Here is a 25,941-nt window from a genome sequence, read left to right on the forward strand (position 1 = left end):
CAAGCCTTGAGCGCGGGACCATCACACGTTGCCAGCATCACGCGGGCAGAGCGCACGGCGTGGTTTTTAGCCGTTCTTCGGTAAATCACCTGCATGCCTTAACTGGTAGATTCGTTCCCTCCCGTCGCGCGCATTCACCGAGCCGAGCGCCGCGCTTTGTCCTGTGCGCCAGTCACATAGCGCAACCAGCAGGCCACTCTGGTCAGTGACCAGGATAATCCGCTGGCCACATTCAATTGCGCGCGCAACGATATCACTGGTTGCATCATCGAGCGCTTCACACACGAATTGCACCGCCTCACGATTCACGCGCAGCACGTTTGAGTAAAACCGCATTGCCTCGTCCATTGCGTCGGCTCCGACAAGTTTGCGCACGTCGCGCGGTTGCGTGAATGATCGCGCCACCAACGTCGCAACGTCAATGCGCGGTGCCGGACTGCGTTGCTTCGTCCTGCAGATGGCCCATGAAATCACCAAGCCAATGAATGACTTCCTGGGCCCATCGCAGTTGCGCATTGCGATCGTGATACGCCTTCCTCATGGTGCTTTCGTCGGCACTGCCTGACTTCGGCACGCCTGCACTCATGAGCGAGCAATACGTCCGGCGTGCCAGTTCAAGGCGCGCCTCTTCGGAGTCGATCACCACGCACGCGGCGGTGTGAAGATCGAGCGCGAAACGCGCAGGGTCCGGCACATGGATGTTCTCAATCAGCGTGCCCCAATGCTTGCGGAAAGTGTCCGAGAGCAGATCGAGCGCGATGCGTTGCGCGTCGCTGAATTTTTCCAGGTGGCTCATGGCATTTCCTTTCACTGTTGAAAGCACCGGACAAAACGGACAAACCGGACAAATGTCCGCACTTGTCCGCCGTGTCCAATTGGGGAAGGGTGGCGGACAAAACGGACAGGACGGACACACTTTCTTTAGAAAGTGTCCGTCTGTCCGCTGTCCGTCCCCCCCGTAACACGGTCAGGCATCCGGCTTCGTCCGACCCATGCGCCAGGCGTGCACACCGTTCGCGCGCAGGATGTTTTCGGCGTACAAATCATCGCGCGCTCGATCAAACTCCTTGCGCTTGGCTTCGCGCCGGTTCCTAGCCTCTTTCGGATCGTCGGTGGTTTCGGTCGCAAATCGCGCGTAGTAGCGTGCGCGCCAGTCATCGAGCTTCACCCCCTTCACGCCACGCGGGGCAATGCTGGTCTCTGCAAGCACTTCAGCCTTGGCGGCAAACAGTTCATCGAAGATCGACAGCGCGTTTTTCGCGTGGCGTGAGAGCTTCGGGCCGGTCACTTTCGGCGTGCGCGGGCCAGGTAGCGGCGCATCGGCGCTTTCGATCACGCTCGCGGTTTGCGGCTTTCCCCACTGATCGAAGCCGATCTCGAAGGGGACAAACTTCGCGGCAAACTTGCGGCCAGTCGTGCCAAGGTCGCGCTGCTTGCGCACGGTGAGCACGCGCACGCCCACGGCTTCATCGAGTGTCACTTCGATCTCCACATCGATCGCACCGCGAATCGCAGAGGACCCTCGATACTCGCCTCGCGCGTTTTTTGTTGCATGGTGCACCGCGAGCGTTGCAGCGCGTGCTGCCTGCGCAATGTTCTGCAAATTCCGCAGCACCTTGCCCATATCACGCGACGCGTTTTCGTCGGCATCGCCAATGGACATCGCGAGCGTATCGATGATGATCATCCCGACTTCCACGCCCGTTTGCTCCTCAAGCGTGTGAGCCGCATCGACAATGCGATCGACGTCCACCACGCCTGCAAACAGGTCGATCGATGCAGGCACAATTGCAAGCGGCATATCGTCGTGCCCGTAGTGGCGCATGAGCGCATGCAGGCGCTGACGCACGCCCGCCCCTTCAGGCGCGACGTACAGCACACCATGCCTTATCGTTCGTTGCCCAAGGAACATCGAGCCCGTCGCTACGCACGCGGCCAGATGCAGCGCGCACGTCGATTTCCCGGCTTCAGGTTCGCCCCATATCAAACCGGTTTCGCCCCGGCAAATGAGGTCTTCCACGATCTGAGGCGGGTATTCAAGAGTGCCGAGCACATCACGCGCGAAGATCAGCGGCAACGGCTCGCGCTCGCTCTCGTCGGGCAGTTCGAATGCATGACCGGGCGCCTTTGCCTTCTGCTCTCGCTGTTTCGCTTCGTAAAGGCGTTGTTCGGCATTTAACTGCTGCGCGCGTCGCGTTTCGTTGCGCTCGATCAGGTCGGCATATTTGGTTGCGTCAGCATCGATTTGCACATCAGGCTCGGCACTCATAACGCACCTCGATCGGCGCGTGCGCGCAATGCTTCGAGCAGCGAAGCGCGGGCGTCTTCCTCAATCCACGCGCAGTGCTCAACCCACTCGGCTTCGCTCATGAATGCACAGCAACGCGAAAGCTCACGCGCTATGCGCGACTCAAACCACGCGCGTAGCGCTTGCGGCGATTTAAAGCGCGGATTACGATGGATGCATTCTTCGTTCGTATCCATCATTGGGCCCGCCGCGAGCGGGCCTTCTTTTCTTGTGCTCATGGTTGCCCCTCATGCGCCGCTCGCGGTTGTCCGGGCATCGCACTTTGCGGAACGCCGCTCGCGCTTCGCCTCGGCGGCACTTGTCGCGCCGCGCGAAGCGCCTTCGCGAAGCCACGCATCGAGATCCGCGATGAAGTACCACACTCTGCCGCGCTTCACGAAGGGCGGGCCCTTGCCCTGCGAGCGCCACATGGCAAGCGTTTTGACGGTGTATCCCGTATAAGTCGCTGCGCCCTTGGTATCGATACGACCATCGGGCAAAACATTCAATGCGCCCATCGCAACCTCCAGGCACTGCCGGGATGTTCAATCACAATCGCAGAATATTCGCGCGGCGATTGCGGTGGAAATAGTCGGAATCTATTTCGGCACGGGCGATCATTGCACCGACCATAAAAGATCAATTAATCGACGTGAAATGATCAATTAAGATCAATTAAGATCAATTTCTTACAATGTCTTTCGAGGGTAAATCCCAGGTAAAAAAAATGCCCCGTGAGGGGCATTCGTCGTGAAGGGCATTCGTCGTGAGGTGCAGTGATCGCTCACGCGGTGGCGGCACGCTCGCGCGAGTCCCGTGGTAGCTCGATCCTTTCGATATCCACATCTTCAATCACGATGCAGTCGCCGTCGCGGCGATTGATCACCAGGTGTCGGGCTACACCGTGCCGCGAAACAACGCGCATGCCGATGCACTTGCTTGTGTCGAGGCCCTCGTATCCGGCAACCGTTCCGGGAATGCGCAGCCACACTTCAATGCGCGAGAAAGTCTCCACGATCATCTTGCGCACCTGCATGCGCGCATCGGTGTCGAGATCGAGCGCCGCCTTGCGAAGCTTTGCCCACTGGCGCGCAGTGCTCGGCTTGCGGTGTGTATCGATTGAGGCTTCACGTTCAAGCCGCGCGACTTCCTGCACTGCGCGTTCAAACGCCGTCTCAGTGTCGGCGAGTACCTTGCGTTCGGTGCGCGTGAGCGGATCATCTTCATCCTGCATGCGCCGCTCGTACTTCGCCAGCTTCGCTTCAAGCGATATCACTTCGGCGCGCCTGCCCGCGAGCTTCTGCATTTCCGGGCTTGTGCAATGCTCAACGGAGAGCAGCGCATCAAGGTTTGCCTGAACGCCAACAAAGTCGAAGAGTGCGCGCTCAACGATCTCCGCGTTGCAGCTATCGACGTCGCCCTCACACTTCACGCCGCGGGCGTAGGCATGCGCGCAACGCAGCCTGCGCTTGACGTATTCCTCACCGCTGGCCTTTGTGGCGCGAACGTTTTGCGAGACGAGAGGGGAGCCGCAGAAGCCGCAGTGCGCGAGCTTCGTGCCTGTGACAAGCGCCGGTATCTCACCCTTGCCCTTACGGATGCCGCGCTTCGATGCCAGCAGTTGCAACGCGTCATACTCTGCGGGCGTGATGATCGGGGGATAGTAGCCGGGCAACTCATAGCGCTCGCCATCGGCCAGCACGACTTTCACGCCCATGAGCGCGGGCGTAGCGATAATGCGCTGGACTTTCGAGACCGGCCACGACTCGCTCAACGCCAAGCCTTCATCCTTGAGCCGCCGCGCAATCTCGATCGAGCCGTAGCCCTGGCGGTACAGCGCCAGCACGCGACGCACGGCACTCGTTGCAGGCTCAACGAGTTCAAAGCGCTTCGTTTCGCGGTTGTAAAGCGTCCACCATGGATCGGTGCCATTGGCGATGGTGCCTTTCGAACTGATCGCGCGCGGTGCGCCGATGAGTAAACCGCGCTCGCCCTTGAGCCAACGCTGGCACTTCGCACGATACGCGCCTCGCGCACGTTGCGCCTTCGAATCGGACTCTTCGTGAGCGCGCATCCACAGGGCATCCACGACAAGCAGCAACGCGCGGTTTGCGCGCAGTGTTTCACGGCTGTAAACCTGCGAATCGTTGGAGGTAATGATGGCGATGCCCGCACGCACGATGCGCCCGAAAAGCTCCTGCGAATCGAGCGGTTCAGCGCGGCTCAGACGGTCGAGATTTTCAACGATCAACGCGTCGCCTGGAATGACGTTGCCTGTCTCGATCTCATGCAGGAACGCACCGAGCGCGCCGCCCTTGCGCAGGTGAGCGCCCTTGTAGGCGCTTCTGCCGTGATCCTCCATCCGCAACGAGCGGTCGAGCGTCAGGCCGTTCTCTTTCGCCCATCGTTCGGCATAGGCATCCTGCCGGGCGATGGAACTGCCGTCGCCCTGCTGGGCACTGGAAAAACGGGCGTAGGTGTAAACCCGTGGCGGGCGGGCCAGAGCCTTCTGTGGCCTGGTTTTCATGAGCATGGGAACCTCCGTGAGGTTGAATCGAGTATATACATTGGGTATCCGCATGCAAGCATGCCGTGGAGGGATTCTCCGATTCGCTGCTGGCGGAAGTCGCCCCGCTCGGCATCAAGGTGACCTGCGTGGAGCCGGGCCCGTTTCGCACGGACTGGGCGGGCCGCTCGCTCGTGCAAACGGCGAGCCGTGTCGATGACTACGCCGAAACGGCGGGCGCGCGTATGCAGCGCACGGCGCAAGGCAGCGGGCATCAGCCGGGCGATCCGGTGCGCGCGGCGCAGGCGATGATACGCATCACGGAAGCCGAAAAGCCGCCGCGGCATCTCGTGCTGGGCGCGTTCGGTGTCGATGCGGTGGCGAACCGCTTGCGCGCGGCGCTTGCCGATATCGAGGCGTGGCGCGAGTTGAGCCTTGGCACGGACTATCCGGCGGGGAGTTGAGCCGGCGGCTCACGCCGTCGCGATCATCAGCGTGCCTGTCGCCACGAGCGCGCCGCGCCAGAGCCAGTCGAAGTTGATCCAGCCTCGCCGCAGCACGCCAAGACCGAGATACTCGTAGGCGAGCAGCGCAATGACGGCCGTGGTGGCGAGCGTCGTGACGGTATGCAGCGCGGTGAACGCAAACGAAAGCGCAAGCGGGTTCGCAAGGCCCGCTCCACCGCACAGCGGCAGCATGGCGGGCATCAACATGAGTCCCGCGCCGTGCAGCGTGGCCATCAACGCGGACCACGCCGCAAGCCCGGCAAAGCCCACGGTCATCCCCACGCGCACGCGGTGCCGGTGCCCATATGCGTGCTGCCACGCGGCCCACGCGATCAGCAGCGCGCCCAGGCACCCATGCAGCGCGGCGCCAGGCAGGTGCGCGCCCAGCGCCGCGGTGGAACTCGTGAACAGCAGAATGGACGCGGCGTGACCGAGCGCGATGGGCGGCAAGGCGAGCAGCAGCGCCGTGCGGCTGCCGCGCTGCAGCCCGAGCGCGGTCGCGAAGAGCCAGCCCATCGCCGGATTCACGCCGTGAAAGACGCCGCTGCCCACCACGGCTGCCCAGGCGCCCCAGTGCGCGCCGAAGACTTCCTCCATATCATGCCCCGCACTTATGGGTAGCAGTACGAATCGGATGAGCAATCACCGCCTTCGAGCCGGATCTGGTGCGGCCGGTGCGACTTCGGCCAGTCGACAAAGAAGCGCTCGTCGAATTCGAGGCCGCCTTCGGGCGCGGCGTCGAGTTTCACCATCCAGCCGTCGATGCCTTCGGGATAGAACTGCGCGTCGATCGCACCATACAGCGAGTTGCTGAAATAGACGCGCCGGCCGTCGCGGCTCACTTCCACCATTTGCGGGCCGCCGTTGAGCGCGCGCCCGGGCGCAAACGGATGCGCCGCGCGCGCCGCGATGCCGCCGATGCGCACGCAACCCGTCAGGCGCGCATGTTCGGGGTCCGATACATCGTACTGGCGCAAATCGCCCGTTCCCCAGCAAGCCGCGTAGAGGAAGCGGTCGTCGAGCGAGAGTGCGATATCGGTGACGAGCGGCGGCACGGCCGCAAATCCCTTGAGCATGGGCGGCAGATGCTCGGGATTGGCCGGCTCGGCCGGAATTTCGATGATCTTGCGTGCGGCCCACTGGTCGCCATCGAGATACCACTGCCAGATCGAGGCCGAGAGGTCCTTCAGGCTGATCACGGAGTTCACGAAACCGTAGGGGCGCGTGGGGTTGTGCGCGGGGCGTAGCTCGAACACGAGCTGGTTTTCCGCGCCGAAGTCGAGCACCTGCTTGTGCTGGCGCGTGTGCAGATCCCAGAAGTGCAGGCGATGGCCATACTGGCCGCCCAGCAGGACCTCGGGCACGAGGCCGTTCTCGAAGGTCGCGGGCAGGCCCCACTCGCTCGTCACGAGCGTGTCATAGCCGAGGTGCCACCAGCCGTCGTAGGCGAGCTGTTGCGGGCCGCGGTCGATCTCCCACTGGCCGAGAATATCGAAACTCTCGTGGTCCATCAGGAAGACCCCGCCGGGCGCCTCGCCCTGCGCATTCGCAAGCGACGTCACATAAATGCCATCCGGCCCGCAATGCACGGTGTGCGGTCGCGTGTAGCCCGCGCGCTGTGCGACGCTCTCGGGCTCGTGTACGCGTGCGATATGCGGGCGGCGCGCGTCGGGCCTCGTGTCGACAATATGGATGCGCGAGGAGCGCAGCCCGGGCACGACGAGATAGCGGCGCTCGGTATGCGCGTGGGGGGCATTGGGGCACAGGCACGAACTGCAGGCATTCCAGCCGAAATGGTGGAGTTCGTCGCCGACGTTGGGCATAGCGAGCCGATGCACGATGCGCCCGAATTCCGGCGAACGGGGGTCCAGATCGACCACGTCGAGCGAATCGGGCACGCTGCGTGTGGGGTCGAAGCTGGCGACGTATGCCAGTGTCTCCGGCGGGGCTTCGCCTGCCATGCGCGCAGACGGGTAGAAGGTCGGGTCCGGTTGCCAGGTCGCCATTGCTGCCCCCTCATCGAAGATTCGGAAGAGCCCCTATCATGCATCAGAGTGGCACAGTGCGTTGCTCACATGTTCCATATTCCATCCGTATAGAAGCTTATGCATTGGAGCAATGAAAGCCGATTATCCGCGCTGCGAGAATAGTAAATTCGCCTTTGCAGCATTTATTCGCGAGGCCAACGTTCCTAGACTTGTACCCAACGGATGCAGACAAGCCGCTGCGCCGATTCGATCAAGTTACTGGAGGTTAGTCATGAGAACGCTCATCAAGGCCGTTGCGATCGCTGCCGTGCTTGCAGTGCCGGCCATTTCATTTGCACAGTCGCAAGGCGGTAATGGTCCTGTGACGCGTGCCCAGGTGCGCGGTGAGCTGGTACAGCTCGAAGCCGCGGGTTATCGTCCTTCGGTGAACGACCTGTATTACCCCGCTGATCTGCAACAAGCCCAGGCGCGCGTGAACGCGCAAGGCGGTGCGGCCGCTGCGCAGGCAACCGGCTATGGCCCGGCCACGAGCGGCTCGTCGCAAAGCGGTGCGCGTACCGATGGCGCGGTGAGCAGCTATTCGCCGCCGGTGTACAACGCACAATGAGTTTTGCGGCGGCAGGAAGCCGATTCATGCCGCATGATGAATATCAGCCCGCGATGGCGCCAAGGCGCATTGCGGGCTGATTCATTTTCCCGCTGCGCAGGCGGCGCATCGAAGCCGCCCGATCTGCAATGTTCGCGAACTTCTGCCAGTCGCAGCCGGCGGCGCGGTATCGCGAAGCGATGTAGTCCGATGTAGTGCGGGCGGCCAGTGGCCGCTCGCGGTCGATGGCGAGCCGCGGCGCGCGGCAGCCGTCACTAGCGCACCTTCACTACGCCTTTCCCTCGACTCTCATCGGCTCGCGTCCGCGAGTCCGGCTAGCCGCTTCCCCGCGGTTCTCCCTTCCCCTTAGCCCGTTCGCAAATTCAGCGGTTTCCGATACCGCGAATTGCCGATTCGCGTCATGCTGCGCGCCGGCGCTCGCGTTCTTCGCGAGCCGCCCGCATGTGCGCGTGGCCGGCCATTCCCGGCGCGCGAGCGCGCGGCGCCCTGTACCATTCACCGCACGCCGCCCGGCAATGGCCATGCGGCGCGCGCGCAAACGAGGACCGGTCGATGCAGCGAATAACACGAACAACAGGCGGGTGGGGGACGTTGGCGCTCGCCCTGGTTCTGGGCTTAAGCATGGCGTGGGCGTGGCGCGCCTATGCCGCGCGCGCGGTGAGCGTGTCGCCGCAGGGGACCGTGGCGCAGGTGCGCCAGGTGGTCGTGAAGTTCGACGAGGCCATGGTGGCGTTCGGCGCGCCCGATGCGAAGGACCCCGCGCGCCTGCAATGCAGCAATGCGGCTGCCGGCGCGGGCCAGGGTCGCTGGATCGACGGGAAAACGTGGGCGTATGATTTCGCCGCCGATCTGCCGCCCGACGTGCAATGCAGCGTCACGCTCGTCGACGCTCTCAAATCGCAGGCGGCCAACGCAGTGACGGGCGTACGCCGCTTCACGTTCTCCACGGGCGGCCCGTTCCCGCTGAGCGTGCGTCCCTACGGTGGCGAAATAGAGGAAAACCAGGCATTCGTGCTGAAGCTCAATGGGCCCGCCACGCCGGCTTCCGTGCGCGAACACGTGTGGTGCGAGTCGGGTGGACTCGGCAACCGCATTCCGGTGCAGCCTGTCGATGCGTCCACGCGCGCGGCGCTGCTCAAACATTTCCGGCTCGAAAAGGACAGCGCGAGCGTGCTCACGCTCGCGTGCCAGCAAACGCTGCCCTCCAGCGCGAAGATGCAGCTCGTGTACGGCAAGGGCGTGCTTGGACCGAACGGCACGCCCAACGACGTGGAGCGCCGCTTCGATTTCACGGTGCGCGAGCCGTTCACCGCGAGCATGAGTTGCGAGCGCGAGAATGCGAAGGCGCCATGCACGCCGCTGCGGCCCGTGCGCATCGATCTGAGCGCGCCGATTACGCGCGCCGACGCGCAGAAGTTCCGTCTGCAAGGGCCGAAGGGGGAAGTCGCGCCGACTTTCCGCCCAGATGACAAGAGCGACGAAGTCAGCTCGATCTCTTTCGCTGCGCCCTTGGCCGAGCGCGCGACGCTCACGATCACCGCACCCGCCGGCCTCAAGGACGTAAGCGGGCGAGCGCTCGCGAACGCCGATCTGTTCCCGCTGCATACGGTGACCGCGCCGATGCCGCCGCTCGCGAAATTCCCGTCCTCGACCTTCGGCATCATCGAGCGCTACGCGGAGCCGGGCACGCCGCCGCTCGTGCCGGTCACGCTGCGCAATGTCGAAGCGGACCTGCACGTGCAGGGGCTCAACGCGGGCGAGGCGAAGTTCGCGAAGCTCGCTGTGCAGTCCGACACCGACATGCGCCGCTGGATGCGCCTCGTCGACCAGTTCGACAATTTCGGCATGAGCGAAACGTCGATCGACAAGCTGATGCCGGGGCTGCTCGCGCGCGCGAAGTCGCCCGTGGTGATTGCGCGCACGACGGGCGAGGGGGACGACGACGCGAAGGCGCGCATCATCGACGTGCGCTCCCTCTCCCTGCTCGAGGGCCAGCCCGGCGTAGAGACGCTCACGTTGCCCAAAGCCGACCCAAAGGCGTTGCGGCCGTTCGAAGTGGTGGGCATTCCCGTGCCGAAGCCGGGCTTCTACGTGATCGAACTCGCTTCGCCTTCGCTGGGCGCCTCCCTGCTCGGCAAGCCGGCGCCCATGTACGTGCGCACGGCCGTGCTCGTCACCAATCTGGGCGTGCACTTCAAGCAAGGTCGCGAGAACAGCGTGGTGTGGGTCACGTCGCTCGACAAGGGCGAGCCGGTAGTGGGCGCCGACGTGCACATATCGGATTGCAATGGCGAGACGCTCGCCACGGGAAAGACGGATTCCCATGGACTCCTGACGATAGACGGACCGCTGTCGAATCGTCGCGACTGCGGCGAAAACAGCTATAGCGGGCTGTTCGTTTCCGCGCGCATCGACGACCCGAAAACGGGCCCCGACATGGCCTTCGTGCAATCGGACTGGAATCGCGGCATCGAGTCGTGGCGCTTCAATGTGCCGACCGACACGAGCGTGCAGCCCACGGTGCGCGCGCATACGGTGTTCGACCGCACGCTGCTGCGCGCGGGCGAGACGGTGTCGATGAAACACTTCATCCGCGCCCAGACGATGCATGGCTTCGCGCTCCCGCAGCAGTACCCCACGCGCGTGACGATACGCCATGCCGGCAGCGGGCAGACGTGGCATCTGCCGCTCAAGTGGGCCGCCGACCATACGGCGGACTCGACCTTCGTGCTGCCGCCCGAAGCGAAGCTCGGCGAATACGACGTCTCGCTCGACGACGGCGACGCGAACGCGAGCACGGCAAGCGACGGCAACGACGAAGCCGACAACAGCGCGGACGCCATTCATATGAGCTACGACAGCGGCAGCTTCCGCGTGGAAGCCTTCCTCTTGCCGGTGCTCAAGGGCACGATCGCCGTGCAGAACGAGAAGACTTCGCCACTCGTCGCCGCCACGCAGGCGAGCGTGGCGGTGCAGATCGATTACGTGTCGGGGGGCGCGGCGTCGAATCTGCCCGTGCAGGTTTCGGCGCTCGTGAAGGACACGACGCCGTCGTTCGCCAGCACGTACGGCGATTTCAGTTTCGCGCCGTATGTGAGCGCGAGCCAGCCCGACAACACGTCCGAGGAAGAGGACAGCGGCCCACGGGAGGACCACGAGGTCGCGAAGCTCGTGGCCGACAAGGAGCCGCTCACGCTCGACCGCAACGGTGCGGGCACGCTCGTGATGAAGAATCTGCCGGCCGTGGACGCGCCGAGGCGCCTCGCGCTCGAAGCGACCTTCGCGGACCCGAACGGCGAAGTGCAGACCATCCGCGGCGCGGCCACGCTTTGGCCCGCTGCCGTGGTGGCGGGCATCAAGTCGGGGCATTGGGTCTCTGTCGGCAGGACGGTGCCGGTCACTGCGCTCGCGCTCGACCTGCAGGGCAAGCCGCACGCGGGCGTGAAGCTCGAAGTGCGCGGCGTGGCGAAGATCACGACGACTTCGCGCAAGCGCATGGTGGGCGGTTTCTACGCCTACGACAACCACACGGAAACGCGCGATCTCGGCACGCTGTGCAGCGGCACGAGCGACGATCACGGCTTGCTCACATGCGACGCGAAGCTCAAGGAAGCGGGCAATATCCAGCTCGTGGCCACGGCGCGCGACGGCGATGGTCATGCCTCCACGGCCACGACCTCGGTATGGGTCACGCGCGAAGATGAACTCTGGTTCGGCAGCGAGAACACGGACCGCATCGACGTGCTGCCCGAAAAGACGAGCTACGAACCCGGCGAGACCGCGCGCTTCCAGGTGCGTATGCCGTTCCGCTTCGCGACGGCGCTCGTCGCCGTGGAGCGCGAGGGCATCATCGAAACGCACGTGGTGCAACTCGACGGGCGCGACCCGACCGTCGAGTTGAAAGTGAGCGACACATGGGGGCCCAACGTCTACGTTTCGGTGCTCGCGCTGCGTGGACGCATTCACGAAGTGCCGTGGTATTCGTTCTTCACCTGGGGGTGGAGAGCGCCGCTCGAATGGGCGCGCGCGTTCTGGTACGAGGGCCGCCAGTACGAGGCACCCACGCCGCTCGTCGATCTGTCGAAGCCGGCTTTCCGTTACGGGCTCGCGCAAATCCGCGTGGGCGACGCCGCGCACCGCCTCGCGGTGAGCGTGACGCCCGACGCGAAACGCTACGCGGTCCGCGCGACGTCGCACGTCCAGTTGCGCGTGCAGCTTCCTGGCGGCCAGCCGGTGCCGGCGGGTACGCAGATCGCCGTGGCGGCCGTGGATGAAGCGCTGCTCGAACTCATGCCCAACCGCAGTTGGGATCTGCTCGACGCCATGCTGCAGCAACGCGCCTATGGCGTCGAGACGGCGACGGCGCAAATGGAGATCGTCGGGCGGCGGCACTTCGGGCGCAAGGCGGTGCCGGCGGGCGGCGGCGGCGGGCATGGCGCGACGCGCGAACTCTTCGACACGCTGCTCTACTGGAACCCGCGCGTCACGCTCGATGCGAAGGGCGAGGCGCAAGTGAATGTGCCGCTGAACGACTCGATTACGCGTTTTCGCATTGTCGCGATCGCGGCGAGCGGGGTGGCGCGCTTCGGCACGGGCAGCGCGACCATCGAGAGCACGCAGGACCTGCAGCTGATCTCCGGCCTGCCGCCACAGGTGCGCGAGGGCGACACCTTCCGCGCGCAGTTCACGCTGCGCAATACGACCCCGCGCGCGATGAAAGTGCTGGTCACGCCGAACGTGCCGCCGCTCGCGCTTGCGGCGCAGACCGTGGACCTCGCGCCCAATTCGTCGCGTGAGATTGCGTGGACAGTCGCGGTTCCCGACGATCTCGCCGAAGCGGAACGGCCCGCGCTCGCGTGGAACGTGAGCGCGGCGGAGCAGGTCGGCGCGCATGCGGCCGACGCGGTGAAGCTCGCGCAGCAGGTGAGCGCGGCGATCCCCGTGACGGTGCAGCAGGCCACGCTCGCGCAAGTGGACGGCACGCTTTCGATTCCCGTTGCGCCGCCGGCCAACGCGAGCATGACGCGTGCAGGCGTGGTGCGCGGCGGCATTGCGGTGTCGCTGCAGCCGAAGCTCGCGGACGGTCTGCCCGGCGTGCGCCGCTGGTTCACGCGCTATCCGTATTCCTGCCTCGAGCAGCAGACGTCGATAGCGATCGGCCTGCGGGACCCCGCGCGCTGGCAGGCGGAGCTAGCGCGCCTGCCGGTCTATCTGGACCGCGACGGCCTCGCGAACTACTTCCCGCCTGCCGACGACAGCGCGAGCCGCGGCAGCACCGCGCTCACCGCGTATCTGCTCACGGTGAGCGACGAGGCGTCGAAGCTCGACCCGCGCTTCGCGCTTCCCGACGCCCTGCGCAGCAAGATGGTGGAGGGCCTCACGCGCTTCGTGGAAGGCCGCATCGAGCGCAATGCGTGGGCGCCGCGCCGCGATCTCGATCTGCGCAAGCTCGCCGCCATCGACGCGCTGTCGCGCTACGGCGCGGCGAACGCGCGCCAGTTCGGCTCGATCGAGATCGCGCCGAACCAGTGGCCTACGTCGGCGGTGATCGACTATGCGGAGAGTCTCGCGCGCATGCGCGATGTGCCGGATCGCGCGGAAAAACTGGCGCAGCTCGAGCAGATCCTGCGCTCGCGTCTCACGTGGCAGGGCACGCAGCTGACGTTCTCCACGGCCGCCGAAGACGACTTGTGGTGGCTCATGACGGGCGCGGAGGTCAACGCGGCGCGCCTCGCGCTGGCCTTTGTCGATAACCCCGCGTGGAAGGAAGAAATGCCGCGGCTCGTGGCGGGCCTGCTCGCGCTGCAACGCAACGGCGCGTGGAGCACGACGACGGCGAACGCATACGGCTCGCTCGCGGTCGAGCGCTTCTCGCGCGTGTTCGAGCACGATCCGGTGACGGGCGCGACGAAGCTCCAGCTCGGCGATACGTCTCGCATCGTTGGCTGGAACGCGGCGGCGCAAGCGGCGGCTCAAGCGCCATCGGGCGCCAGCGGGGCCACGGCGGCGACGCGCAACGCGCCCGCGCGCAGCACGCTGCTCGCATGGCCAAAGCAGAATGCGGCGGCGACCCTCACGCTGACGCAGGAAGGAAGCGGCAAGCCGTGGGCCACGGTGGAAAGCCTCGCGGCGGTCGCGTTGCGCGCGCCGTTCGCGGCGGGCTATCGCATCACGAAGACCATCACGCCGGTGGACGCCGCGGTGAAGGGCGTGTACACGCGCGGCGACGTCGTACGCGTGCGCCTCGACATCGACGCCCAAACCGACATGACGTGGGTCGTCGTGAACGATCCGATTCCCACGGGCGCGACGATCCTGGGCTCCGGGCTCGGGCGCGATTCGGTGGTGGCGACGCAGGGTGAGAAGCAGGACGAGAACGGTCCGTGGCCCGCGTTCATCGAGCGCGGCTTCGACGGCTATCGTGCCTATTACGAGTTTCTGCCGAAGGGCAAGATCTCGGTGGAGTACACGGCGCGGCTCAACAACGTCGGCACCTTCGGGTTGCCGCCCACGCGCGTGGAGGCGCTCTATGCGCCGGCTACGTTCGGCGTCGCGCCGAATGCGCCGGTGGTCGTGAAGGCGGCGCCATGAGCGTCTCATACGCGCTAAGGCAGCGCGCGGCGGGGGCACTCGGCGTCGCCGTGCTGTGCCTCGTGCTGCTGCCGCGGCCCGCGTTCGCACTGCCGACGTTCGATGACGTGCGCGGCCAGTGGAAAAGCTCCGACTGGGTCCTGCTGGCGCGCGACGGCACGCCATTGCAGCGCACGCGGGTGGAACACACCGCGAGGCGCGGCGACTGGGTCGCGCTCGCCGACGTGTCGCCGGCGCTGCGCGAGGCCATCGTCGTTTCGGAGGACAAACGATTCTACGAGCACAACGGCGTGGACTGGCGCGGCGCGACGGCCGCCGCCTGGGCGAACCTGTGGAGTACACGCACGCGCGGGGCATCCACGGTCACGATGCAGCTCACGGGCCTGCTCGACGACGATCCGAAGCACTCGGGCCAGCGCTCGCTCGCGCAAAAGGCCGTGCAAGCCGTCGACGCGCTGCGGCTCGAACGGACCTGGCGCAAGGACCAGATTCTCGAGGCGTATTTGAACCTCGTGCCGTTCCGCGGCGAGACCGTGGGTCTTGCGGCGCTTTCGCAAACGCTGTTCGGCAAGGCGCCGTCGGGGCTCGACGAACGCGAATCGGCCGTCGCCGCCGCGCTGATCCGCGCGCCCAATGCGCCTTATACGAAGGTCGCCACGCGCGCGTGCCGCATCCTGCGCGATATGCGCGCAGCGAATGTCGATGGCGGCTGCCCGAATCTCGATGCCTTCGTGCAGATGGCCTTCGCGCGCCCGGCTATCGCCGCCGACGATCTCTCGTTTGACGGGCGAAGCGAAAACTCGCCGCAGCTGGCCCCCCACTTTGCGCGCCAGATCGCGAACGCCGTGCATCCCGCGCCCGGCATGCGCGTGCGCTCGACGCTCGATGCGAACCTGCAACGCTACGCGCGCGATACGCTCACACGCACGCTCATCGAACTCAATGCGCGCGCGCATCCGCGCAACGTGCAGGACGGCGCGGTCGTCGTGCTGGACAACGCAACGGGCGAAGTGCTTGCGTGGGTCGGGTCGTCAGGCGGCCTGTCGAAGGCGCGCGAGGTCGACGCGGCGCTCGCGCTGCGCCAGGCGGGCTCGACGCTCAAGCCCTTTCTTTACGCCGAGGCCATCGACGAGCGCCGCGTGACGACCGCTTCGCTGCTCGACGACGCCCCGCTCGATCTCGCGGCGGGCGGCGGCCTCTACATGCCGCAGAACTACGACAAGGGCTTCAAGGGCTGGGTGAGCGTGCGCACCGCGCTCGGCTCGTCGCTGAACGTGCCGGCCGTGCGCACGCTCGTGATGGTGACGCCGCATCGATTCGCGAAGACGCTCACGGCGCTCGGCCTGCCGCTCACGCAGGCGGGCGACTACTACGGCTTCAGTCTCGCGCTGGGCAGCGCGGATGTGAGCCTCGTCACGCTCGCCAACGCGTATCGCGCGCTGGCCAATGGCGGCGTCGTGAGCCCGATCGCCGAATTGCCTGCGTCTGGGCAGGCCGCATTGAATAGCGGGTCGAAGCGGGTATTCAGCCGCGAGTCCGCGTTCATCGTCACCGACGTTCTCGCCGACAACAATGCGCGCACGCGTACCTTCGATTTCGACAGTCCGCTGGATACCCGCATGTTTTCCGCGGTCAAGACGGGCACGAGCAAGGACATGCGCGACAACTGGACCGTGGGCTTCACGTCGCGCTATACGGTGGGCGTGTGGGTCGGCAACGCCGATGGTTCGCCCATGTGGGACGTCTCGGGCGTGACCGGCGCGGCGCCGGTGTGGGCTGCCATCGTCGGCTATCTGCATCGGCGCGTGCCAAGTGTCGCGCCTGCCGCGCCGCCTGGCGTCGAGCGCGTGCGCGTGCAGTTCGCCAATACCGTGGAGCCTTCCCGCAACGAGTGGTTCATCGCGGGCACGTCTACGCCGCTAGTGGGGCTCGCATCGAATGCAGCCGATCTCGCGCGTGGACCCGCGCAAATCGGCAGCCCCGTGGACGGCACCATTTTCGCGCTCGATCCCGACATTCCCGCGCAGCGTCAGCGCGTCTGGTTCGAGCGTGCCACGGGCTCGAACGCGCGCGTGAGCTGGCGCCTGGACGGCAAGGCGTTGGGTGGCGCCGTGCGCGTCGCGTGGCTGCCCTGGCCGGGCAAGCACACGCTGGAACTCGTCGATGCGAAAGGGCGGGTGACCGATACCGTGCGCTTCGAAGTACGCGGCGCGCTTGCGAAGCCGCAGAAGTCGATGCGCGCCGACGCCGCGCAAGGCGGCGTGGCGCGCTGAACGAGAGGCCGGCGCCTTTAATTCGCGGGCGTGGGCGCAGTCGCGGCGGTGGCCGCCGGTGCCGTCGGTGCCGCTGGTGCCGGCTGGGTGCCTTGCGCCCCCTGCTGCTGCGGCGTTTGCTGATTGCCTTCCCAGCCGCCGCCCAGCGCGAGGAACAAGCGCACCTGGTCGAGCGCGACCTGGCCTTCGGCTGCCGCGACCTGCGCGTGCACAGTGGTGAGCGTGCGCGTGGCGTCGAGGTCGGAGAGGAACGCTTCGCGGCCTGCCGCATAGAGACGATGCGTTTCGTCCGCCGACTGCTGCGCGGACGTGTAGGCCGTGCGCAGCGCGTCGGCGCGCTGGTCGTCGGCGGCATAGGTCGCGAGGCTCGACTGCGTTTCGCGCAGCGCGTTGAGCACCACGCCGTCGAAGTGCGCGAGCGCGCCGCCCGTCGCGGCCTCTGCGGCGCGCACGCGGTCGCGCTGGCCGTTGACCGGGAAGGTCCAGCTGATCAGGGGTCCGAACGACCAGGCGTTGGTCGCGGGGGTGAACAGATCGCTCGTCAGGCCTACCGTGCCCACGCCTGCACCGAACGTGACGTCGGGGTACATCTCGGCGATCGCCACACCAATGCGCGCCGTCGATGCCGCGAGCTGGCGTTCGGCCTCGCGCACGTCGGGGCGGCGCTTGAGGAGCCCGGCGCCGTCGCCGACGGGAATCGGCTGCTTGAGCCTGGGCAGTCGGCTGCACGCGAGCGCGGCGGGCGGCAGGTCCTTGGGCGCGCGCGCGAGCAGCATGGCGAGCTGATACTGGGCCACGCGGCGGCGTCCCTCGAAGCGCGGGATATCGGCGGCGATCGTATTGGCCTGGGTCTGGCCGCGCGTCACGTCGGGCTGGTTGCCGCGGCCCGCGTCGCGCAGGCGCTTCGTGAGCGCGACGCGCTCATTTTGCAGCTTGAGCGATTCCTGCGCGATCTCCAGTTCCTCGGCGGCCGAGCACGATTCCACGTAAGCCTGCGCCACGTTGGCGACCACGGTAATGCGCGCGAGATCGGCCGCGGCTTCCACGGCCGCGTCGTCGGCGCGCGCGGCTTCCACGCCGCGCCGGAGCTTGCCGAACAGGTCGAATTCGTACGAGATGTTGACGCCGAGGTCGCCCAGCGTCGCGACAGGCACCTTCTCGAACAGGAGGTACTGCTCGCCCGACACCTGCGCGCGCTCGGCGGCGGCATGCGCGTTGCCCGAGAAGCCGCCCTGTGCGTTGGCGATGTCGACCGCCGCCCGCGAGCGCGCGAGGTTCGCAGCCGCCACGCGCAGGTCCGTGTTCGACTTCAGCGCTTCCTGCACGAGTTCGTTGAGCGTGGGGTCGTCGTAGAGCTGCCACCAGTTGGCGGGCACGCCCAGTTGCGAGACGGGCGCATGGTCCGCGCCTTCGATCGGGCCCTGTGCGAGCGGCGCATTGACCACGGCTTCCTGCGGCACGTGGTAGTTGGGACCGAGCGTGATGCACGCGCCCAGCGCGAGCGTGAGCGGCGCGAGCGCGAGGTTGGGCCAAAAGCGGTGGCGGCGCCAGAGACTGCGGCGTGTCATTGCGAAGCTCCGGCAGCCTGGGAAGCGGCGGGGCCGCTCGCACCCGTAGCGGGCTGCGAAGCGACGGCGCCGCTTGCATGGTTCGCGTGGGCGGCCTGGCGGTCGTTGCCCGCTTCGGTGCGCACGGCCACGGTTGCCGTGCGGCCCGCGATCATGCGGAAATCGTCGGGCACTTCATCGAGCGCCACGCGCACCGGAATGCGCTGCGCGAGACGCACCCAGCTGAACGCCGGATTCACGTTGGGCAGCAGGTTCGGCGCCGCCTGGCGGTCGCGGTCCTCGATCGCGGCGACGATGCTCTGCACATGACCACGCAGCGGTCGCGTCTCGCCCATCACCGTGATCTCCACGGGTTGGCCGATTTGAATGCCGTGCAGGCGCGTTTCCTCGAAGTAGCCGTCCACGCGGAACGAATGCATGTCCACCACGGCGACCACCGCGCGGCCTGCCGTGACGTACTCGCCGACACGCGGCGCGCGGTCGTTCAAATAGCCGTCCACGGGGCTCACGATCGTCGTGCGCTGAAGATTGAGCTTGGCGGTGTCGACCTGGACCTGGGCGTCGGCCGCCGCGGCTTCGCCCTGATCGACGCGCGTGCGGCTTTCCTCCAGCGTTTCCGCCGCCACGAGATTGCCGAGCGCGATATTGCGCGCGTATTCGCGCTTTGCCTGGGCGAGCGTGGCCTTGCGCTGCTCGAGCGTGGCCTCGGCGAGGCGCAGCGCGAGCGAGTAGCGCGCCTGGTCGATCACGAACAGCTCCTGGCCTTGCTTGACCTGCTGGTTGTCGGCGACGTCGACACGGGTGATGAGGCCGCCCACGTCGGGCGCGACCTGGATCACGTCGGCGCGCACGCGGCCGTCGCGCGTCCACGGCGAGAACATGTAGTAGTTGACGATGCGCCACAGCACGAGGGCGGCGACCACGACGACGATGAGCGTCAGCAGGATCTGTCCTGCGGAGAACCAGGTTTTTTTCACGTTCACGTTAATTCACGAAGCGATGCGACACGATGATGACGGCAGCCAGCACGAAGACATAGATGCCGAGATCGAAAATGGAACGATGCCACACGAGCCGGTAAAAGCCGACGCGCGTGAGCACCTTGCCAATTACGACATTGATGAGGTACGCGATCAGCATCAGCACGAGCACGGCGGGCACGAACACGCCAAAGATATCGATTTCGCCGATCATGATGCGGGTTTCGAAAAAGGATAAGAGGAATGCGCGCTCATGCCGTGGCCTCCGGGTTCGATGGAGATTGCGCCGCAAGCGCCGGATAGAGCGCGATGCGCAGGCCCACCAGCGCGTGCAGCGTGTCGCGCAGCCAGCGCTGCGAGACGAGCGCGCGCGGCGCGGGCTGGGCATCGGCGTCGGCAAGCGTGGCGGGCGGCAATTGCGCGCGCGCGCGGGCCGCGACACGGCGCATGGCGTCGTCGATGCTGGAGAGCAGCGCGGACGGGGCGTCCTGGCGCTCGCTCGCACGCGCGCAGCGCGCATAGTGGTCGCTGACGCCCGCGAGCACACGGTCGATCGCGTCGGGCACGTCGCCGTCGAGCTTGTGGCGCGAGCGCCGCAAATCGAGCGAATTGAGCGCGATACGCAGGTCGCGGAAGCTCTCGATCGACGGATGGCGATGCTCGTCGGAAGCCGCGAGACGCGGAATGAGCTGCATGAGGCGATCGACCATGCGCGAGGTGAGATTGCGCTGGTCCGCGATAGGCGTGGGCGATGCCGAGAGCGCGACGTCGCTCCAGCTCGAGCGCAGGAGGCGCCGCGCCGCGAGTTCGGCGCCGAACGGGCGCGTGACGCGGGTCCACAGATAGGCGAACAGGAGGCCCGCCACGCCGGCGATATTGCTGTTCAGGAAGACGAAGAAGTCTGACTCGTAGGCACTCTGCACGCTGATGAAGGTGGCCGTGTTCACGGCCACGAGCATCGTCACCATGTTGAAGGCCGGACGCGGAATGAGCGTACCGATCAGGATGAACGGGCCCGCGAACAGCAGCACGAGCATCGCGAAGTCGTGCACCTTGGGCAGCGCAACGAAAAGATAAAGGCCCGCGAATACCACGCTCGCCGCGGTGGCGAGGAAAAAGCGGAACACCAGCGGTGCGGGCTCGTCTGACGCCGCAAAAAAGCAGCAGGCCACGGCCGCAAGCGTCACCGCGCCCGCGCCGTCGTGCCAGCCCGAGCTGACCCATAGCCAGCAAGCCACGAGAATCGCGCTCACCGGCACGAGGCACGAGAACACCATGAGGCCGCGATCGTAGAAGCGTTCGGTGCCGCCAAGGCGCCAGTGACGATAGCGCGGCCGCCACGAGCCGATTTTCGCTTCGTGCGCGATGAGCGCGCGCAGTGCGCGGCAGTCCTGCCACACGTCGATCACCTGGCCAAGCCGCCAGAGCGCATTCGAGAGCAGCGCGCCTTCCCAGCTCGAGAGCGCGTCGCGCGCGGGCTGCAGCGTCGCGATGCGCTTGCGCAGAATGTCCGCCGTCGGGTCACCCGCGTCGTCATGCATGTCGGCGGCGCGCGTGGGCAGCCGTTCGTCGAACCAGCGCGCCGCATCGGCGAGCAGGCTATCGAGGCCCTCTGGCCACACGTGCAGATCGCGGCGCAGCGCGACGAGCGGGTCGGCAAGCGCGGAGATCATCGGCAGAAAGAGCTGCATGCGCCCGCGCAGCGACTCGGCGCGCTCGAGGATCTCGGGGTGCGTGTGGTCGTAGCTCAGCTGGCTCAGCAGGAATTCGAGCTGGTTGACCGTGGCGGCGAGACGTTGACGGCAGGCCGAAAGCGCCTTGCCCGCAATATGGCCCGAGAGCGTTTCGCTGCCGTACCAGGCGGCGTCGCGGAACCATGCGTCGGCGCGCTCGATGAGCGTGGGCGCGAGGCGGCTAGGCAGGAAGTTGCTGCCCACCACACTCGCGCAAATGATGCCGACCGTAATTTCCTGCGTGCGCGCGATCGCCACATCGAACACGGTGGTGGGATCGGTCACGGTGGGCAGCGCGATGAGGGGCATCGTATAGCCCGCGAGCATGAACACATAACTGCGCGCGGTGCGGTCGGAGATCGCCAGATAGAGCAGCGTGCCCGTCCAGGTCGCGACGATTGCGCTGAAGAGCAGCGGCGTTTCGACGAAGGGCGGCACGAGCACGATGGCGGCGGCCGCGCCGAGCGCGGTGCCGAGCGCGCGGTAGAGCGCCTTCGAGCGCGTGGCGCCCACGAACGGGTTCGAGACGATGTACACGCTGGCCATCGCCCAATAGGGTCGCGGCAGCTGAAATTTGAGCGCGATATAGAGCGCTAGCATCGACGCGGCGAAGGTCTTGACCGAAAAGAGCCAGTCGCGGATGGAGGGGTAGGTCATGAGTCCGCTGTCCGCTTTCAGTCGTGTAAGGCCCGGTCAGCCTGGTCTGCGGGAGGGGCTGCATTGAACGCGTTGAGCACGCGCAGCGTCGCTTCGAGGTCGGCGCGGCTCACGCCCTTGAGCACGCGGGCGCGCAGCGAGCGCAGTTCGTCCTCCATGCGCTCGGTCACGGCGCGGCCTTCGCTCGTGAGCGAGATCGTTTTCGCGCGGCGGTCGTCGGGGTCTTCGTCGCGGCGCACGAGGCCTGCGGCGCAGAGCTGGTCGAGCAGACGCACGAGCGAAGGGCCTTCGATGCCCACGTGCTCCGCAAGCGTCACCTGGTGCACGGCTTCGCCAAGCCGACCGGCGGTGAGAAGCGGCGCGGCGCATGCTTCGGAGACGTTGTATGCGGTGAGGGCGCCGTGCGTCGTGCGCCGCCATTTGCGTGCCGCCACGACGAGCGTACTGCTAACCGCAAGGCGTAAAGTATGAAGATTTGACATCGGCGGATGATAGCCCAAAGCGATTCGATAGCAAACTATCTTTTTCTTTCGCGGCGCCACGAATCGGATGGTATGCGACTCGTGGGCAGCCTGCTTTCTATCTGGTGCGCGGTGACGCGTACGGCCAACAGTGCGCGAGGCGCGCGGCTTTTTTGGCGTTGTTTTATACGCGCTTAACTATTTGACCAGTGGGAAAGCAGGGCGGGAAGCTGCACCATGTCGGTGAAGACGTGCGCAACGCCCGCCTCGAGCAGCGCCTGCGCGCTGCTGTGGCCGGGCTCGGGCGGGCTGTAGCCGAACACGGTGGCGCCCGCGGCGAGGCCCGCGCGCGCACCCGTAACCGTGTCCTCGATCACGGCGCAGCGGGCAGGCTTCACGCCGAGGCCGGCTGCCGCCGCGAGGTAGACGTCGGGATGCGGCTTGCTGCGCGGCGTTTCGTGGCCGCTGTAGATGTGGCCTGCGAAGCAGTCGAGCAGGTTCACCTTGCGCAGTTGCAACTCGACCTTGCGCCGGTCCGCACCCGAGGCGACGGCGATGCGGCCATTCATTGCCGCGCGCACCGCGCGCACGGCCGCGGGCGAGCCCGGAATCTCGACGAGATCGCGCTCCAGCGCTTCGTTGCGTCGCGCGCGAAAGCCTTCGAGCCAGGCGTCGGTAATCGCGAAGCCCGTATGCGCCTCGATGCGCGCGGCTTCGTCTTTCACGACCTTACCGACGAAGATGCGCATGGCTTCGTCCACGTCGAGCGTCCAGCCGAGTTCGCCCAGCATCTGCGTGAGCACCACGTGCGTAATGCGTTCTGAGTCGACGAGCACGCCGTCGCAGTCGAAGAGGATGGCGTCGAAGGGGATGGGGGACATCGTTTGCCTGCGGTTGCGGTTGCATCATGCGGCGCGCATCGGGATCGCGTACGCGAGAGCGCGATGATAACCGGGGTCGCGTTTGCGCGGGCTTTTCGCGGGCAAGTCGCAGAGGGGGGCCGGGGCGGGGCCGCCGTGCAGGGTGCGGCGTTGGTCTGCCGCTGCGAAACGATGGACAATAACGTACCCAATTGCCACCCAAACGCTCTGATGTCTACCGACGACAAGAACCCTACCGCAGCGCCCACCGAACTCCCCGGCCGCGCCAGCTACACACAATTCGCCGAACGCTACGCGGAGCAAGCCCCCGTCAAGCCGCACAACGCGCTCTACGAGCGGCCCGCCACGCGTTCGCTGCTAGGGGCGGTCGCCGGGCTCGACGTGCTCGACGCAGGCTGCGGTCCAGGCATCGTGAGCGCGGGACTGGCGGGCGAGGGCGCCCGCGTGCAGGCCTTCGACGTCACGCCCGCGATGGTCGAACTGGCGAAGGCGCGTTGCGCAGGCCTCGCGGTCGACATTGCGCAGGGCGACCTCGCGCGGCCGCTCGACTGGCTCGCGAGCGCCTCGGTCGACCGCATCGTCTGCTCGCTGGCCCTCGACTACGTCGAGCATCTCACGCCGACGTTTCAGGAGTTTCACCGCGTGGCGCGCCCCGGCGCGCTGCTGGTGTTTTCGATGTCCCATCCCATGCGCGACTGGATCGACACGCGCACGCGCGGTTCGCGCAGCTACTTCGAGACGACGCGATTCGGCCTGCATTGGGGCGGCTTCGGCGAGCCGAAGCCGTGGGTGGAAGCGTTCAGGCGCTCGCTTGCCGATATCTTTAACGCGCTCATGGAAGCGGGCTGGGCCATCGACCGCGTGCTCGAGCCCATGCCACAACCGGAAATGAAGGCGGTGTCGCCGGCGCTGCACGCGGAACTGGTGCAGGCGCCGGCTTTCATCTGCGTGCGCGCACGGCGCGTTTGAGGGGTTGAGCGGCCGCCCGGCGCTGCAAGCGCTTAACGCCGCGCTTCGCGCGAGCCGGCCGAAAGCGACTCTTCGAGCGCGGCAACCCCGGCGGGCAGATTGACCTTCACGCCGAGATCGCTCATCGTGCGGCCAAGCGCGTGCACGGTGCGAAAGAGGTTGTGCTCGCGGCACTGCTCGCCCATCTGCCCGATGCGAACGATCGGGAGACCGAACGATCCGGCGATCTCCACCTGGTATTGCTGCGAGATGTGATTGCACACCTCGCGCGCGGTGACACCCTCGGGCAGCCCGATGCCGACCACGGAATTGAGGCGGCAGGTTGTCGGCGTATAAAGCGCGAGGCCCAGCGCGCTCACGCCGCTTTGCAGCGCGAGCGAGCAGCGCAGGTGGCGCGCATAGCGTTTTTCGAGCGTTTCCGTGCACACGAGGCGCAGCGCCTCGTGCAGCGCCAGCACGCCCGAGACGGGCGCGGTGTAGTGATAGCCGGCGTTGTGCCAAAAGTTCTCGGCGAGCATCGCGTCGAGGCACCAATGCGTGTTCGGCGCGGTGCGCGTGCGCACGCGCTCCCAGGCGGAGTCCGAAAAGGCGATGAGCGAAACACCAGGGATCGAAGAGAGGCCTTTTTGCCCGCCCGTGATGACGACGTCGATGCCCCAGCCGTCCATTTCCAGCGGCATGGTGCTCAGCGTGCAGACGGCGTCCACCACCACGAGCGCGCCGGCGGCCTTGGCGAGCTGCACGATTTCCTTGAGCTCGCGGTTCCACACCGTATTGGAGGTTTCGCCGTGCACGATCGTGACGACAGCCGGGCGCGTGCGCTCGATGGCCTGCGCCACGGCTTCGAGCGAGGCGATCTCGCGGTCGGCCACGTCGAGCGTGGTGACCTCGGCGCCCACGCGGCCCGCCATTTCGGCCATGCGTTGGCTGAAGAAGCCATTGACGATGGAGAGCACGCGGGTGCCTGGCCACGCGAGGTTCGAGATCGCCATTTCCATGGCCGCCGAGCCCGGGCCGGCCACGCCGAGCACCCAGTTCGAACGCGTCTGGAACACGTAGCGCGCCATCGTTTTCACCTGGTGAATGACGCGCGCCATGGTGTCGCCGAGGTGATTGATGACGACGGTGTTGGCCTTGGCCACGGCGTCGGGAATCGGCACGGGGCCCGCGCCCATCATGAGGAGCGGCTCCTCGGGCAGGATGCGGTCGAGCGTTTCGACGATGGGGCAAGGCACGGGCGCGGCCTCGGCCGCTGCCGCCGCGGTGCGCGAAGTGGCCAGCGGATCGGGGTGGAGCGCGTTGTCGTTCATCTTGAGTACCTGGTTTTACCTGGAAGGGGGGCGTGAGAGGCGCGCGAATGGTGCGCCTTCAGGCAGTGTTGTGCGGCGCGGCAGCGCTGGCCATGTACAGTTGCGCGGAATTTCGCTGAACAGTCGTGTGGGCGGCGCTGCGGCCCGCTGCGGCATTGCGGCAGCCACCCTATAATCAATCGCATCGCCAGATAATGCAAGGAAGACAGCGTATGTCGCAATTCGCCGTGGACAACCCGTTTCTCGAAACGCTCGGTGTGAGCGTCGCGCAGTGGCGCGAGGGCTACGCGGAGCTCGTGATGCCCATCGACGCCTCGAAGCTCAATCGCCAGGGCGTGCTGCAAGGCGGCGCGATTGCCACGCTGCTCGACGCCGCTGCTGGCTACGCGGGGCTCTTCGCGCCGGTTGGCGACCCGCCGCGTCATGGCTTCACGCTCTCGCTCACGACCAACTACCTCGACAAGGGGCTTGGCCAGCTCGTGCGCGCGAAGGGGTTTCTGGAGCGCGGCGGCCGCTCGATCTTCTTTGCGCGCGCCGAGGCGTGGGTGGACGACCGCCTGCTGATCGCGAGCGCGCAGGGGACGTTCAAGTATTCGAAAACGTCCTGACGCCTGCGCGGGTATT

20 protein-coding genes and 1 pseudogene are annotated in these 25,941 nt (G+C 66.4%); 6 read left to right on the top strand and 15 right to left on the bottom strand.

Going from position 1 to position 25,941, the window contains the following annotated elements; genetic code table 11:
• Positions 1-66 precede the first annotated feature (66 nt).
• The 6 genes and pseudogenes from M3I56_RS27700 to M3I56_RS27725 form a co-directional block, all read right to left on the bottom strand.
• Complete coding sequence (locus M3I56_RS27700; protein WP_254356674.1) at positions 67-348, bottom strand: hypothetical protein; 282 nt, start codon at positions 346-348, stop codon at positions 67-69.
• A gap of 70 nt (positions 349-418) precedes the next feature.
• On the bottom strand, positions 419-796 hold the full coding sequence (locus M3I56_RS27705; protein ID WP_254356675.1) for a hypothetical protein: 378 nt from the start codon (positions 794-796) through the stop codon (positions 419-421).
• Between the two features lie 171 nt (positions 797-967).
• Positions 968-1,492 carry a hypothetical protein gene (locus M3I56_RS27710; RefSeq protein WP_254356676.1) on the bottom strand — a complete coding sequence of 175 codons (525 nt, stop codon included), beginning with the start codon at positions 1,490-1,492 and terminating at the stop codon, positions 968-970.
• A gap of 105 nt (positions 1,493-1,597) precedes the next feature.
• Positions 1,598-2,269: pseudogene (locus tag M3I56_RS41725) on the bottom strand (AAA family ATPase); the annotation flags it as partial.
• A 266-nt stretch (positions 2,270-2,535) separates the two neighbouring features.
• Positions 2,536-2,805 (bottom strand): helix-turn-helix domain-containing protein, encoded by a 270-nt coding sequence (locus M3I56_RS27720; protein WP_254356678.1) that lies wholly within the window; start codon positions 2,803-2,805, stop codon positions 2,536-2,538.
• A gap of 266 nt (positions 2,806-3,071) precedes the next feature.
• Complete coding sequence (locus M3I56_RS27725) at positions 3,072-4,820, bottom strand: recombinase family protein (RefSeq protein WP_254356679.1); 1,749 nt, start codon at positions 4,818-4,820, stop codon at positions 3,072-3,074.
• Positions 4,821-4,849: 29 nt separating this feature from the next.
• Here M3I56_RS27725 and M3I56_RS27730 point away from each other — a divergent pair, with 29 nt between their 5' ends.
• Positions 4,850-5,257: an SDR family NAD(P)-dependent oxidoreductase gene (locus tag M3I56_RS27730; RefSeq protein WP_309249192.1), complete on the top strand. Its 408-nt coding sequence runs from the start codon at positions 4,850-4,852 to the stop codon at positions 5,255-5,257.
• Positions 5,258-5,266: 9 nt separating this feature from the next.
• Here the strand turns inward: M3I56_RS27730 and M3I56_RS27735 are convergent, their stop codons facing one another.
• Complete coding sequence (locus M3I56_RS27735) at positions 5,267-5,896, bottom strand: hypothetical protein (protein ID WP_254356681.1); 630 nt, start codon at positions 5,894-5,896, stop codon at positions 5,267-5,269.
• A 14-nt stretch (positions 5,897-5,910) separates the two neighbouring features.
• Positions 5,911-7,305, bottom strand: a complete 1,395-nt coding sequence (locus tag M3I56_RS27740) for a selenium-binding family protein (protein WP_254356682.1) — start codon at positions 7,303-7,305, stop codon at positions 5,911-5,913.
• Positions 7,306-7,558: 253 nt separating this feature from the next.
• Between M3I56_RS27740 and M3I56_RS27745 the strand changes: the two genes are divergently transcribed.
• The 3 genes from M3I56_RS27745 to pbpC all read left to right on the top strand — a co-directional run bounded on the left by M3I56_RS27745 (position 7,559) and on the right by pbpC (position 16,758).
• Positions 7,559-7,894 carry a DUF4148 domain-containing protein gene (locus tag M3I56_RS27745; RefSeq protein ID WP_254356683.1) on the top strand — a complete coding sequence of 112 codons (336 nt, stop codon included), beginning with the start codon at positions 7,559-7,561 and terminating at the stop codon, positions 7,892-7,894.
• Positions 7,895-8,446: 552 nt separating this feature from the next.
• Positions 8,447-14,485 (top strand): alpha-2-macroglobulin, encoded by a 6,039-nt coding sequence (locus tag M3I56_RS27750; protein ID WP_254356684.1) that lies wholly within the window; start codon positions 8,447-8,449, stop codon positions 14,483-14,485.
• On the top strand, positions 14,482-16,758 hold the full coding sequence (pbpC, locus tag M3I56_RS27755) for a penicillin-binding protein 1C (protein WP_254356685.1): 2,277 nt from the start codon (positions 14,482-14,484) through the stop codon (positions 16,756-16,758). Before M3I56_RS27750 ends, pbpC begins: the two co-directional genes overlap by 4 nt.
• Before the next feature lie 17 nt (positions 16,759-16,775).
• Here pbpC and M3I56_RS27760 read toward each other — a convergent pair whose 3' ends face one another.
• From M3I56_RS27760 to M3I56_RS27785, 6 genes are all read right to left on the bottom strand, one after another.
• Positions 16,776-18,326, bottom strand: a complete 1,551-nt coding sequence (locus M3I56_RS27760; protein WP_254356686.1) for an efflux transporter outer membrane subunit — start codon at positions 18,324-18,326, stop codon at positions 16,776-16,778.
• A complete protein-coding gene (locus M3I56_RS27765) occupies positions 18,323-19,303 on the bottom strand; it encodes an HlyD family secretion protein (protein WP_254356712.1) in 981 nt (326 codons plus the stop codon). The genes M3I56_RS27760 and M3I56_RS27765 overlap by 4 nt, the downstream gene beginning before the upstream one ends.
• A 7-nt stretch (positions 19,304-19,310) precedes the next feature.
• Entirely contained in the window at positions 19,311-19,520 is a 210-nt protein-coding gene (locus M3I56_RS27770) for a DUF1656 domain-containing protein (protein WP_027818583.1), read from the bottom strand.
• 37 nt (positions 19,521-19,557) lie between these two features.
• Complete coding sequence (locus M3I56_RS27775; protein ID WP_254356687.1) at positions 19,558-21,696, bottom strand: FUSC family protein; 2,139 nt, start codon at positions 21,694-21,696, stop codon at positions 19,558-19,560.
• Between the two features lie 17 nt (positions 21,697-21,713).
• Positions 21,714-22,178: a MarR family winged helix-turn-helix transcriptional regulator gene (locus M3I56_RS27780; RefSeq protein WP_254356688.1), complete on the bottom strand. Its 465-nt coding sequence runs from the start codon at positions 22,176-22,178 to the stop codon at positions 21,714-21,716.
• A gap of 173 nt (positions 22,179-22,351) precedes the next feature.
• Positions 22,352-23,038: an HAD family phosphatase gene (locus M3I56_RS27785; RefSeq protein ID WP_254356689.1), complete on the bottom strand. Its 687-nt coding sequence runs from the start codon at positions 23,036-23,038 to the stop codon at positions 22,352-22,354.
• A 210-nt stretch (positions 23,039-23,248) separates the two neighbouring features.
• Here M3I56_RS27785 and M3I56_RS27790 point away from each other — a divergent pair, with 210 nt between their 5' ends.
• The gene (locus M3I56_RS27790; RefSeq protein WP_254356690.1) at positions 23,249-24,007 is read left to right on the top strand and encodes a class I SAM-dependent methyltransferase; all 759 of its coding nucleotides are present in this window, start codon (positions 23,249-23,251) and stop codon (positions 24,005-24,007) included.
• Positions 24,008-24,039: 32 nt separating this feature from the next.
• Here M3I56_RS27790 and M3I56_RS27795 read toward each other — a convergent pair whose 3' ends face one another.
• Positions 24,040-25,317: an alanine--glyoxylate aminotransferase family protein gene (locus tag M3I56_RS27795; RefSeq protein WP_309249191.1), complete on the bottom strand. Its 1,278-nt coding sequence runs from the start codon at positions 25,315-25,317 to the stop codon at positions 24,040-24,042.
• 212 nt (positions 25,318-25,529) lie between these two features.
• On the opposite strand from M3I56_RS27795, the gene M3I56_RS27800 reads away from it, so the two are divergent.
• Positions 25,530-25,925, top strand: a complete 396-nt coding sequence (locus M3I56_RS27800; protein ID WP_254356691.1) for a PaaI family thioesterase — start codon at positions 25,530-25,532, stop codon at positions 25,923-25,925.
• Positions 25,926-25,941: the final 16 nt, after the last annotated feature.

This window comes from Paraburkholderia sp. CNPSo 3281, assembly GCF_024206515.1.
GTDB lineage: Bacteria > Pseudomonadota > Gammaproteobacteria > Burkholderiales > Burkholderiaceae > Paraburkholderia > Paraburkholderia nodosa.